This is a genomic window from Bhargavaea cecembensis (assembly GCF_000826125.2).
Taxonomy (GTDB): domain Bacteria; phylum Bacillota; class Bacilli; order Bacillales_A; family Planococcaceae; genus Bhargavaea; species Bhargavaea cecembensis_B.
Window position 1 is genome coordinate 352,552 of record NZ_LN651372.1, and the last position, 11,934, is coordinate 364,485.

Here is an 11,934-nt window from a genome sequence, read left to right on the forward strand (position 1 = left end):
CCCGGATGCCCGGTACCGCCGTGCTTCCGATATGCTCGATCCCGCGAACGTCCGGCCCGAGCAGCCGGCCGAGCAATTCCGCCTCCTGCCGGTATGAATCTGCCCACCATCCGTCATCCGGCACGAGAAATACTTTCCCCTTCGGCAATCCTTCCATACTGAATCCCCTCCTGCTCTTCACTCTAGAGGAAGGGGACAAATAAAAATAGACTGAACTTTCTTTCTGTTCTATGGTATAATAAAATCAGAAAAGCGGGGGCCGGTGCCTCCGCTTTTTTCGTTTACAGATATTCAACGTTTCTGCTTGGAAATACAATGTTTTGTCTCAGATAAGCAACGTTTCGCCTCAGATACACAACGCTTTGCCAAAGATGCGCAACGTTTCCCCTTAGATACACAACGCTTTGCCAAAGATACGCAACGTTTCGCCTCAGATACACAACGCTCCACGCCCGTGTCTTGCGTCACGAATCTTCGGGCGCGTCATCCCGATTGATGCGACCGCATGTTCAGCGTTGTTCCCGTCTCCAGCCGCAGGGCGATCACAAGGCCGATCAGGGCGCCGCTTACGCTTGAGACGAGGAACGCCGGCAGGAAGAAGAGCGCGCCGGCCGAGGCGCCCATCAAGAGGTTCGCATACGGGGCCGCGACGAGCGAGGCGATCACGCCCGTTCCGGTCATTTCCCCGGCGGCGGCCGTCCAGGCGCGGCCGGTTTTCCGGTACAGCAGCCCGGCCAGCAGGGCACCGATCATGCCGCCGGGAAAGGCGAGCAGCGAGCCGGTGCCGGTGAGGATCCGGACGAGCGCCGTGAGGAAGGCGATGCCGACGGCGGGCCCCGGCCCGAGCAGGACGGCGGCGATCACATTCACCGCGTGCTGGACCGGATAGGCCCGCGCCACGCCCGCCGGGAATGAAACGAAGACGGATCCGGCGACGGCGATGGCGGTGAACATCGCCATGAGCATGAGGGTTCTCGTTTTCCCGTTCACCGGATCGCCCCGCTTTCAATGAGTGTGGCATCCACCGTCCGCCGGAGATCATGCGCCGCCCGCTCCGGATCGGGGGCATGCGAGATGGCGGTGATGAGCGACACGCCGTCGGCTCCCGAACGGATGACCGGCGCCGCATTGGCCGCCCCGATGCCGCCGATCCCGACGATCGGGAGTTCCGGGTGTTCCCGGCGCGCGGCGCGGATCGGCTCCGTTCCGGCAACCGGACGGGCATCCGGTTTGGAAGAAGTCGCATAGACGGGGCCCATGCCGATGTAGTCGGCCCCGGCCTGCACGGCTGCACGGGCCTCCTCCGGGTCATGGGCGGACACGCCGAGTGTCATATCGCCGCCGATCCGCTCCCGAACCTCCCTGATATCCCCGTCTTCCTGGCCGATATGCAGGCCGTCCGCTCCGAGCGATACCGCAAGCCCGGCGTCATCGTTGACGATGAACGGGACGCCGTGAGAGCGGCAGAGGTCCCGGCATGCGGCGCCGAATGCATGCAGTTCCTCCCCTACAAGCCTTCCCTTCCCTTTTTCACGCAGCTGGAAGCACGTCACCCCGCCGCGGAGAGCCGCCTCAAGCACTTGGAGCGGATCACGGCCGGCCGCATTCCGGCTTCCCATGATGAAGTACAGAGCGAGACTTTCACGATTCAACGGTAACCGCCCCTTTCATCGTCATGCCGCCCTGGCGGTGGAATGCCCAGTGGTTCGTCGGCCCGTGGCCCGCCCCGAGGCCGAGACCGTCGGAGATCGCCGCCTGGATGAATTTTTTCGCACCGGCGGCCGCTTCCGGCAACGGATGACCCGCCGCAAGGAATGCGGCGAGCGCCGCGGAGAATGTACAGCCGGTTCCGTGCGTATCTTCTGTTTGGATGCGTTCGCTCGAAAGAACGAGCCGGTTGCCGTCCGCATCCACGAACAGATCGGACGCCCGGTGTTCATCCGTCCGGTGTCCGCCCTTCACGATGACGGCGCGGGCACCCATGCCGATCAGCCGGCGGCCGGCCTTTTCCATGTCGGCTTCGCCATGGATTTCCATGCCGGCGAGCACTTCTGCTTCCGGCAGGTTCGGCGTGACGACGGCCGCAAGCGGGATCAGTTCCCGGACAAGTGCATCCGCCGCCTCTTCCTGCAATAAATGCGCACCGCCTTTCGCGATCATGACCGGATCGACGACGAGCGCGGGCCGCCCTGCGCGTTCGAGCGACTCCGCCACCGCGCGGATGATCTCGGCGGAAAACAGCATGCCCGTCTTCACCGCAGACACCCGGAAGTCGGAAAACACCGCATCGATCTGGGCGGTGACCGCGCCGGGGTCCAGCGGCCAGACGCCGTGGACGCCGAGCGTGTTCTGGGCGGTGACCGCCGTGAGCGCGGATGTGCCGAACACACCGAGTTCCTGGAACGTCTTCAAATCCGCCTGGATGCCCGCTCCCCCTCCGGAATCGGAACCGGCGATCGTCAAAGCGACATGTGTCATGTCTCCACCTCCCGTTTTTCTGTGGTCTTCTCCGTCACTTGATCAAGCCGGTAAAGCGCGTCGAGGAACGCGGACTGGAAGCTGCCCGGGCCTTCCGCGCCGCCCGCCGCCCGCTCGCCGGCCCGCTTGTAGAAACGGAGCGCGGTCTCGGCCGCGCGGAACGGATCTTCCGGGCCGGCTGCAAGGAATGCCCCGCAGACGGCGCTCAGGAGACACCCTGCCCCCGTCACCTTCGAAAGGAGCGGATGCCCGCCGGAAATGAAAACCGTCTCCCGGCCGTCGGTCAGGACATCCGTCTCCCCGGTGACCGCGACGAGGCAGCCTTTCTCAATAGCGACCTTTTCTGCGACACGGGGGATATCCATCTCCCCGTCCCCTGCATCGACGCCCGATGCCTGCCACTCTTCCCCCGCAATCGCCGCGAGTTCGCCGGCGTTGCACCGGATGAGCTTCACATCGACGTTTCCGAGGATCCGCTGCACGGCTTCCTTCCTGAAGGCCGTGGCACCGGCGCCGACCGGGTCCAGGACAACCGGATGGCCCGCTCCGGCCGCCGACCGTCCCGCCAGTTCCATCGCGAGCAGGCTGTCTGCGCGGAGCGTGCCAATGTTCAGCACGGTGCAGGAAGCGGCAGCCGACATCTCGCCGGCTTCTTCAGGGGCGTCGGCCATGACGGGCGATGCGCCGAGCGCGAGCAGGCCGTTCGCCTGGAAGTTCGCGACGACGATGTTCGTGATGCAGTGGATGAGCGGCCGTTCCGCCCGGAGCCGCTCCAGAAGCCGGTCGCCGTTCATCGGACCGCCTCCTGCACCGCGGCCTCCCACTTTTCGAGCGTCCACGCCATCTCCCAGAATTTCAGTTCGTAGATGCTGCTTTTGCGGAAATGCTCGGCGAGTTCCTGCAGACGCTCTTCCGGCAGTTCTTCCGCAAGCCGGTCCATGCGTTCGATCTGTTCGTTGACGAGTTCGCCGAACCATTCGGAGCCGTATGTCGCGATCCACTTGTCGTAGACCGGGTGGCCCGGCTTCGCGTCCTTCAGCCGCTCCCCGATTTCCCAGTAGAGCCAGTAGCACGGCAGCAGCGCCGCGAGCGTGTCGGCGAGGTCGCCGGTGAAGGCCGCCCGGTACATATGCGAGGTGTAGTTGTATGCATTCGGCGCCGGCTTGAAGGCCGCGTGCTCTTCCGGCGTGACGCCGAGCAGGCCGAAGAATTCTTCGTGAAGGGCCATTTCGGATTTGCATGTCTCCTCGGCATGCTTCGCGAACCGCTGCGTCGTTTCCAGGTCCTTCGCCTGGACGGCGCCGATCGCCTGCACTTTCGCGAAGTGGCTCAAGTAGTACGCATCCTGCAGCACGTAGAAGCGGAACACTTCTTCATCGAGCGTCCCGTCGGCCAGCGCCTTGATGAACGGATGATTGAAGCTCGCCTCCCAGATCCCGTCGCATTCCTGTCTCACCCTTTTGCAAAATCCCATTTTCCGCACTCCCCTTTCGATTTTGGCGAATACGAAAAAGCCGCAACCTGATCAAACGTCAGGAAGCGGCCCGGAATTTTTAGACATGGCTAAGCAAGGTCGGCCCACTTCCCTACGCCGGTATGATCCGGATCAGGTTCCAAGGGTCCGCGCAGCGCATGCACGTCTCAGCCTTTCTACAGGCTCCCCCAGTGGCGATTCGTATTCAATTTTCAGCTTTATCATAACATGGGCAGGGATTATTGCAAGCCTTGTCCGGGAAAGACGGTCGTTCTCGCCATTTCCCGGTGTTATAATATTCGTACATGTCTATTAGGAGGAATGCCGTTGTCTTTGATTGCCTGGCTGATCGTCGGTGCGGAAATCGGATTTTGGGTGTTCATCGTCGCGGGGCTCGTCACGCGCTACCTGCTGAGAAAAGAAAAGACGGGGCTTGTTCTGCTTGCCATGACGCCCGTCCTCGACCTGATTCTGTTGATCGCCACGACTTTCGATCTGATGAACGGGGCCACGGCCTCCCCGGCCCACGGAATCGCCGCCATTTACCTCGGCGTGTCGCTCATCTACGGACAGAGGATGGTCCGGTGGGCGGATGAGCGGTTCAGGTACTATATCCTGAAAGAAGGGCCCAGGCCGGCCAAGCTCCGCGGCTGGGCGCATGCCCGGGATTCGCTGAAAGGGAGCCTTCTGCATGTGGTGGCATGGGCGCTTGGCGGCGGTTACTTGCTGTTGATGATCGTCCTTGTCGATGATCCCGGGCGGACGGAAGTGCTCGGGGACATCCTGAAAGTCTGGTCGCTCGTCGTCGGGATCGATCTCGCCATCTCCTTGTCTTACTTCATCTGGCCGAGAAAATAACGGGCGGCCTCCTCATGGGCAGGCCGCCCGTTCCGTTGCTCAGATCCTTATTTCCAGCCTGTCCAGCTCCTCAAGCATTGCCCGGCGCCTCGGGTAGTCCTTTCGCAGTTTATTCATCACGGTCAGCTGATGGCCTCTCCCGACCGTCTTTCCGAACCGGTCGAGCTCTTCACAGAGGCGGCGGTAGGCACCGCGGTTGTTGGAGTGCGGAGCTCCGCCGAGGATTTCCGCGCTGTAGATCGAGATCACTTCCCCGGGATACTCCTCGATCAACAATTCGGCGTAGTGTTCGATGGTGCCCGGATTCGTCCTCACGGCGTCCAACAGTTCCGGAAGATCCCGCTCTTGTTCGATGAGCGTCATATACGCTTTTTCCGCCCGCCGGCCGCCGGTTTTCAGTCCGTGCTTCACTTCTTCGTAAAAATCGGGGCTGCCGCTATGCAAGTCTTTCAGGAAATCGTTGTACAGGCGGATGTCGCCGTCCATGAGAAGACTCCAGGCGAGCATTTCCGCCTGGGCTTCCATGCCGAGTTCACGGTAGGCCTGCAGCCGGTGTTCCTGCCACTTTTTGACGGACCCGGGCAGGCTTTGTTCACGGGCGAGCTCCTCCCCTTCCAGCGCGAGCCGGATGATCCGTTCGAAATCGCCCGAGATCCGGGCGTCTTCGATTGCGACCGTGCGGACGGCCTCGATCGGAAGATGCTCCTCGATCAGGGCGGCGGCCGCTGCTTCATCGCCGGATCGGTTCAGCAGATCCAGCTTCAGCAGAATAGGGTCGCCGAGCCCGAACTCATCCTCTTCGTGCCGGATGAGTTCGTCGAGGCGGCGGCCGATCTTTTTCCTGATTTCCTTTTCATCGGCCAGGATGAGCGCCGTTCCGAGCAGCCGGTCCCGGAAATCGGTCCATTCCTCCAACAGCGGGTCACGGGACCATTCCAGCAGGCGGTCTGCCATCTTTTCCTTCAGTTCCAAAGTATTTTGGCTGAAGTCGTCCACCGTGTCATTGATCATGACAAGCGCAAGATCAACCGCGCCCCCGACGGAGCCTGCGGAGTCGTCGGTGTATCCAAAAGCGTCCACGGCCGTCGACAGGACCATCCAGGCCATGTCGAGACCGGTCAGCGGATCCTCAGCGCTCTCCGCCTCGTCCAGCAACAGGCCCAGCTCATTGCCGAAGCCGAATGAGGCCTCGTAGCCGATGTAGCCCGAGCGGTCCGAATGCCGGTCGACCACTTCCCGGATGGCATCCTGGAATTGACTGAGCACCTCGTCCGGACCGGATTCTGCATAACGCATTTCAAGCATCCGCGCCAGCTCTTCGTCCCGGCCCGCCCACTCGGCCAAGACGGAGACGAGCTCTTCTTTGGAAAGGCGCCCGAGGATGTCCGGAATGCCGGACGGCTTTGCCGGCGGGATACCGGCGTTCTCCTTTTGCGCGTTCGTTTCCCGGAGTTCGAAATAAGCGGCCACTTCATGTTTGCACACCGGGCCCATATCGTACGGGCATGTGCAGCCGGAGGCCAGGATCTCCCCGTCCGGGCTGATGTTGACGGTCACGAAATAGCGGCGCGTCCCATCGACGGTGAGCGTGTACTTCCCGTCCCCCTGCAGGAGGATCTCCGAGACATGTCCGTCCCGGTGGTAATTCCGTCCCCTCCGGAGGATCTTGTCATTGACTGTGGATTCAAAACGGGAAAGATTCATCGCCGGCGGCCCCTTCCCGTCTTTGTTTCGTATTGCCTGTAAAGTTTGCAATCAAAAATAGAGCCCGGTTTCCGACTGATCATCGGTTCGCGGCCGGGTGATTTCTCTGTATTTCTCCGTTTCTCGGACATAAAGCGTGCTCCCTCCCGAAAAACCCCCACAATGTTTAAACAAAGGCTATACATCGAGGCGGGGTTTGTGTTACAATAACTTTACCGCGAGGAGGGATTGTTGTGAAGATACAGAAGTGGGGCAACAGTTTAGGACTGCGCATCCCTGCCGCTCTTGCACAACAGATCAATCTCACAGAAGGGACGGAGGTCACCTTGACTATCGAATCCAATCAGGCATTGCTCGTTAAACCAATTGAGACCGAACCGACATTGGAAGAACTGCTGGCCATGATCACGCCCGATAACCGCCATGAGGAGCTTGAACTCGCGGTCGTCGGGAACGAGCTGTTTTGACCGCCACACCGAGATGCGGGGACCTCGTCACGCTCGACTTCAGCCCGCAGTCCGGTCATGAACAGGCCGGTCGCCGGCCGGGAATCGTGCTGTCGCCCGACAACTTCAATGAAGTGACCGGGTTCGCAGTCGTCTGCCCGATCACCAGCCATAAAAAGGGCTATCCGTTCGAAGTCGAACTTCCGCCCGGGCTCAACGTCGAAGGCGTCATCCTTGCCGACCAGTTCAAGAGCCTCGACTGGGATTCACGAAAAGGCCAGACGGTCGACCAGGCGCCGATCGAGATTGTGGAAACCTGCATGAAACTCATCCATAAGATCCTGGAGCTTCCGGGAGATCATAAATAGGGGGCAAGCCGCCATCACCGCGAGGAGGCTTGTTTTTTTATGGTCTTTTTCGGCTATCGTCTTCCTTGTTCTGTTAATTCCCCGAATTGCCGGTACGCAAACCGGAAATGATTGGAGGCGGCCGGTTGTGGACCTGCCTTCTTTAGTTTTATTGCATCCAGCTTTAGATTCGGGGGCTCCTGCTTTAGTTTCGCGGGGTCTAGCTTTAGTTTCAACGGCTCCTCCTTTAGTTTCGGGGGCTTCTGCTTTAGTTTCACCCTTTCCGGCAAAAAAAAACCGGCCGATTCCCCCAAAAGGGAGACGGCCGGTTTTTCAGGTTCCTCAGTTTTCTTCGCTTTTCTTCATTTCGTCCAGTACACGGTTGACGCGTTTTTCGAGCATTTTCATGCCGCTGCCGCCGGCCTGGAAATGGCGGAGCTGGCCGTCTTTGTCGAACACATAGTATGCCGGGACGTACTGGTTTTCGAAGGCGTCGTTCAGCTTGAGTTCGCTGTCGACGAAGATCGGCTGGGTGATGTCGTGCTCGGCGGCGACTTCCTTGATCTTATCAAGATTCGTGTCGTCTTCGGAGCGGGGCATGTGGACGGCGACCACGTTCAGGTCGTCCTTGTATTTGTCACGGAACGCGTTGACGTCCGGCATGGCTTCCTTGCACATGTGGCAGCTGATGGACCAGAAGTGGATGAGTGTCGGTTTCTCGCCGACGAGGTCCGCTTTCGTCTTTTCGCCGTTCAGCCAGGCTGTGGCGCCTTCGAGTTCCGGCATCTGTGCACGCAGTTTCATCGAAAATCTCCTCCTTGGGTTGAAAAATCCCCGGGCAGGGTCCCGGGGATCGGATTGTGGATCGCCTTCATTCGGGGGCGATCAGAGTGTTGCTTGACCTGGGCGCCAGTTGGCCGGGCAAAGGCCGCCTGTCTGGAGTGCCTGCAGGACGCGGAGCGTTTCATCGACGTCGCGGCCGATGTTGTTGTGGAAGACAGTCTGGTATTGGAGTTCGCCTTCAGGGTTGATGATGAAGAGACCGCGGAGCGCGACGCCTTCTTCTTCGATGAGGACGCCGTATTCGCGTGCGACTTCGTGGTTCGTGTCCGCTGCGAGCGGGTATTTCAGGTCGCCGAGACCATTGTCTTTGCGATCCGTGTTGATCCAGGCGAGGTGTGTGTGGATCGTGTCGGTGGAAGCGCCGATCACTTCTGCATCGAGATCTTCGAATTCGTCATAACGGTCGGACATCGCCGTGATTTCCGTCGGGCAGACGAATGTGAAGTCCATCGGGTAGAAGAAGAGGACCGTCCACTTGTCGTTTTTCATGTTCTCTTCGAGGCTCACCTTGCCGAATTCTTTGTTCGCAAGGACCGCTTCCATTTCGAAACGGGGTGCCTGTTTACCAACCATGCGTTCTACCATAGCTGCATAACCTCCACTTTGTTTTCTGATATTGTTCAACCTCTACTAGAATATCATTTCCATCCTCGTTTATCAAATTGTACAGGTTAGAAGATAAGAATCATTATCGAGTATGTGGCAGCATTGTCACAGCCGCTTCCGGACGAGGCCTGCCCAAGATGGGGACCGGTCGATCCGCCGTCTGATTCTATCTATTCACGGGCTGGTTCTATCTATTCACGGGCCGGTTCTATCTATTCATGGGCCGATTCTATCTATTCATGACCCGATTCTATCTACTCGTCCCGGAGGCTGCCTTTCTCAATTACCGCCGAGCTCCCTCAACTGTGCTGTTAACTCTATGAAACTTCGGTCGAGTTTCACGTATTCCGGCGTCCCGGGCTGCAGGAGGCTGAGCCGGCCGAGGACGGCCTGCCGTTCGGTTTCCAGCCTCAGGCGCTCCGATTCGCTCTTTTTCTCCATTTCCCGCCGGTCGCTCTCCTGCTGCTTCCTCTCCCACTCCGGCAAGGTCATCGGGACTTTCCGGATCGTCTCCCCGCCGAAGATGAGGAGCCCGCCGGCGAGCCGTTCCATGAAATACCGGTCGTGCGAGGCGAACAGCAGCGTGCCGGGGAATGTTTCAAGCGTCCGTTCCATCTCTTCCCGTGATGGCAGATCGAGGTGGTTCGTCGGCTCATCCAGCAGCAGCACATCCGTCCCGTCGAGGATGAACTGCATGAGCTTCACTTTCAGCCGCTCGCCCATGCTCAAGGCCGAGATCGGCAGCTTCCACTGCTTCGCCGCGAAGCCGAGATTGGCAAGGTCGGTCCGGAGTTTCCCCTGCTCATCAAACGAAGCGGTGTGGAAAAAGTCTTCGACCGTCCGCTCCAGGGGCAGGTCGAGCACCGACTGGCTCAGCCAGCCGATCGTCATCCCGTCCGTCCGCCAGATTTCGCCCGAGAACGGCTCTTTCCCGAGGAGCATCCGGAACAGCGTCGACTTTCCGGAGCCGTTCGGGCCGACGAGGCCGAGCCGCTCGCCCGCCTGCACGGTGAAATGGACATCCTTGAACAGGGTGTGCCCACCGAACGACTTTGATACGTCTTTCAGTTCGAAAACGCGTTTCCCTTTTTTCCGGCTGCCCTTCACCTCAAATTCGACCGTCCGCTCTTCATCCGGCTTTTCGACGCCGTCCTTTTCGAGTTCCGCCTCGAGCCGTCGCCGCTTCGACCGGATCTGGATGTCTTTCTTTTTCGCCTTCATCCGGTAGTATTCTTTGGCGCCCATGGCACGGCCGCCCTTTTTCGTCGATTCGCGGTGTGCCTTGTCGGACCACTGGGCCAGCTGCTCGAGCTGTTCTTCGACCCGGGCGACTTTCCGTTGCTGTTGCTCCCAGTGCTTCTGCTGTGCGGCGCGGGCGGCTTCCTTCTTTTCCCGGTAGTCGGTGTAATGGCCGTCATAGACGGTGAGCCGGCCGTGATCGAGTTCCCATACCCGGTCGGCCACCCGGTCAATGAAATGCCGGTCGTGCGACACGATCAGAAACGTCGCATCCTGTTCCCGGATCAGAGCGGCCAGCCGTCCGAGCGACTCGCGGTCGAGGTGGTTCGTCGGCTCATCCAGCAGCACGAGCCGGCTGTTTTCGGCAAGTGCGGCGGAGAGGCGCAGCTTCATCCGCTCGCCCCCGCTCGCGGTAGTGTATGCCGTTTTTTCCGAAACGCCCCACCTTCTTCGCTCTTCGAGGACCGCTCCGATTTCGCCCTCCGGCTCCGCGGCCTGCTCCTGCTCCTGCCGGAAGTAAGTGACCGACGGGCGCCGGCCGAACCACTTCACCCCGCCCTCGGACGGCGCCCGCTTCCCCGCGATCATTTCGAGCAGCGTCGTCTTCCCCGCTCCGTTCGGCCCGACGAGCGCGATGACGGCGCCTTCCGGGATATCCGCCGAGACGTCTTCAAAAATCACCGTTTCCCCGTAGGCTGCCTTTACTTTATCCAGTTCACCCAATTGCATAGGACCTCTCCTCCTGTTTTGGAGGGCAATCAAAAAAACCCTCCGTCTTTGAAAGACCGGAGGGAACCGCCGCGACGCCCGTTCCTGGCCGTCGCCGAATAAGCCGCCCGCAGGCGACATCAGGAAGACGGATGGAAAAATGGACAGACGGATCCCGTTGCCGATCGAAAGCTGCATTCGATTTGCGCTGGAGTTTCCGTCATTTGTCCATCGTCCACCCGTCAGTCCTTTCCGTTGTCAGATTAATTAGATCTTAACATAGACATCTGCCCGGGTCCACCCGCCGATGATGGAGATCATGCCTCTCTCTTCCGGATTTCACCGAGAAAATTTCCGATTTTCCGGTCGAGGGATTTCAGGCTTTTTTCATCCGTCAGCAGGCCGTCCTCGCCGTTGAATTTATTCCCCGCCGAGCGGATGAGCACTTCATTGCCCGCGGGGGGAAGCACGTCGGCCTGAATCCCGCCGGAGGACAGGACCTGGCGCAGATGGAGCTGGCAGCGCAATGTGCCGATGACGCCGTTCGAGGCGCCCATCACCATGACCGGCTTGCCGTCGAGCGGCCGGTCATCGCGCGAAGCCCAGTCGAGCGCGTTTTTCAGGACTCCGGGGACCGACCAGTTGTACTCCGGCGTGATGATGAACACGCCGTCCGCCGCGGCGATCTCCCGCCGGAACGTCCGGACGGACTCCGGCGGACCGTCTTCCAGGTCTTCATTGAAATGGGGAAGCGAGCCGATGTCGGCGATGCGGAGATCGAATTCCCCGCCGAATCGCTCCCGGATCGTCTTCGCGAGCCGCAGGTTATACGAATTCTTTCTCAGGCTGCCGACAATGGCGAGCATGTTCATGAAACCGCCTCCTTGATTGGATTCATTTCTTTGCCAGCGCCCGTCCCGCCTGGCGTCCGGAGAACAGGCAGCCGCCGAGGAAGGTGCCTTCGAGCGAACGGTAGCCGTGGACGCCCCCGCCCCCGAAGCCGGATGCCTCGCCTGCGGCATACAGGCCCGGGACCGGCTGCCCGTCCATGCCGAGCACCTGTCCGTCGAGGTTCGTCTGCAGGCCGCCGAGCGTTTTCCGGCTGACGATGTTCAGCCGGACGGCGATGAGCGGGCCGGCGTCCGGGTCAAGGATCTGATGCGGCGGGGCGACCCGGATGAGCCGGTCCCCGACCGAATGCCGGGCGCCTCGGATGGCCGTCACCTGTGCG

15 protein-coding genes and 1 riboswitch are annotated in these 11,934 nt (G+C 60.4%); of the genes, 3 read left to right on the top strand and 12 right to left on the bottom strand.

Going from position 1 to position 11,934, the window contains the following annotated elements:
* The 6 genes from BN1189_RS16745 to tenA form a co-directional block, all read right to left on the bottom strand.
* Window positions 1-157, bottom strand: a 157-nt coding sequence (locus BN1189_RS16745) for a GrpB family protein (protein ID WP_179860908.1), incomplete at its 3' end; no start/stop codon positions are given.
* Window positions 158-483: 326 nt separating this feature from the next.
* Complete coding sequence (thiW, locus tag BN1189_RS04615) at window positions 484-990, bottom strand: energy coupling factor transporter S component ThiW (RefSeq protein WP_257125372.1); 507 nt, start codon at window positions 988-990, stop codon at window positions 484-486.
* On the bottom strand, window positions 987-1,619 hold the full coding sequence (thiE, locus tag BN1189_RS04620; RefSeq protein ID WP_052455634.1) for a thiamine phosphate synthase: 633 nt from the start codon (window positions 1,617-1,619) through the stop codon (window positions 987-989). The genes thiW and thiE overlap by 4 nt, the downstream gene beginning before the upstream one ends.
* A gap of 22 nt (window positions 1,620-1,641) precedes the next feature.
* Entirely contained in the window at window positions 1,642-2,478 is an 837-nt protein-coding gene (gene thiD, locus BN1189_RS04625) for a bifunctional hydroxymethylpyrimidine kinase/phosphomethylpyrimidine kinase (RefSeq protein ID WP_040225995.1), read from the bottom strand.
* Window positions 2,475-3,272: a hydroxyethylthiazole kinase gene (thiM, locus tag BN1189_RS04630; protein WP_040225997.1), complete on the bottom strand. Its 798-nt coding sequence runs from the start codon at window positions 3,270-3,272 to the stop codon at window positions 2,475-2,477. The genes thiD and thiM overlap by 4 nt, the downstream gene beginning before the upstream one ends.
* Entirely contained in the window at window positions 3,269-3,952 is a 684-nt protein-coding gene (gene tenA / locus BN1189_RS04635) for a thiaminase II (RefSeq protein ID WP_040225999.1), read from the bottom strand. Before tenA ends, thiM begins: the two co-directional genes overlap by 4 nt.
* A gap of 92 nt (window positions 3,953-4,044) precedes the next feature.
* Window positions 4,045-4,152: riboswitch (TPP riboswitch) on the bottom strand.
* A gap of 121 nt (window positions 4,153-4,273) precedes the next feature.
* On the opposite strand from tenA, the gene BN1189_RS04640 reads away from it, so the two are divergent.
* Complete coding sequence (locus BN1189_RS04640) at window positions 4,274-4,810, top strand: hypothetical protein (protein WP_306610693.1); 537 nt, start codon at window positions 4,274-4,276, stop codon at window positions 4,808-4,810.
* Between the two features lie 39 nt (window positions 4,811-4,849).
* On the opposite strand, the gene BN1189_RS04645 is transcribed toward BN1189_RS04640, so the two are convergent.
* Window positions 4,850-6,514, bottom strand: a complete 1,665-nt coding sequence (locus tag BN1189_RS04645; protein WP_040226004.1) for an SWIM zinc finger family protein — start codon at window positions 6,512-6,514, stop codon at window positions 4,850-4,852.
* Window positions 6,515-6,747: 233 nt separating this feature from the next.
* Between BN1189_RS04645 and BN1189_RS04650 the strand changes: the two genes are divergently transcribed.
* Both BN1189_RS04650 and BN1189_RS04655 read left to right on the top strand, forming a co-directional pair.
* The gene (locus tag BN1189_RS04650) at window positions 6,748-6,981 is read left to right on the top strand and encodes an AbrB/MazE/SpoVT family DNA-binding domain-containing protein (protein ID WP_257125373.1); all 234 of its coding nucleotides are present in this window, start codon (window positions 6,748-6,750) and stop codon (window positions 6,979-6,981) included.
* The gene (locus BN1189_RS04655; RefSeq protein WP_040226007.1) at window positions 6,978-7,328 is read left to right on the top strand and encodes a type II toxin-antitoxin system PemK/MazF family toxin; all 351 of its coding nucleotides are present in this window, start codon (window positions 6,978-6,980) and stop codon (window positions 7,326-7,328) included. The genes BN1189_RS04650 and BN1189_RS04655 overlap by 4 nt, the downstream gene beginning before the upstream one ends.
* A 321-nt stretch (window positions 7,329-7,649) precedes the next feature.
* Here the strand turns inward: BN1189_RS04655 and BN1189_RS04665 are convergent, their stop codons facing one another.
* The 5 genes from BN1189_RS04665 to BN1189_RS04685 all read right to left on the bottom strand — a co-directional run.
* Window positions 7,650-8,111 (bottom strand): redoxin domain-containing protein, encoded by a 462-nt coding sequence (locus BN1189_RS04665; RefSeq protein ID WP_040226009.1) that lies wholly within the window; start codon window positions 8,109-8,111, stop codon window positions 7,650-7,652.
* A gap of 81 nt (window positions 8,112-8,192) precedes the next feature.
* Window positions 8,193-8,735, bottom strand: a complete 543-nt coding sequence (gene ahpA, locus BN1189_RS04670) for a biofilm-specific peroxidase AhpA (RefSeq protein ID WP_040226012.1) — start codon at window positions 8,733-8,735, stop codon at window positions 8,193-8,195.
* Window positions 8,736-9,035: 300 nt separating this feature from the next.
* Window positions 9,036-10,724, bottom strand: coding sequence for a ribosomal protection-like ABC-F family protein (gene abc-f, locus BN1189_RS04675; RefSeq protein ID WP_040226014.1), 1,689 nt, complete (start codon window positions 10,722-10,724; stop codon window positions 9,036-9,038).
* A 296-nt stretch (window positions 10,725-11,020) separates the two neighbouring features.
* Window positions 11,021-11,575 carry an NADPH-dependent FMN reductase gene (locus BN1189_RS04680; protein ID WP_040226016.1) on the bottom strand — a complete coding sequence of 185 codons (555 nt, stop codon included), beginning with the start codon at window positions 11,573-11,575 and terminating at the stop codon, window positions 11,021-11,023.
* Between the two features lie 22 nt (window positions 11,576-11,597).
* On the bottom strand, window positions 11,598-11,934 hold a 337-nt coding region (locus BN1189_RS04685; RefSeq protein WP_143242252.1), incomplete at its 5' end, for an FAD-binding protein.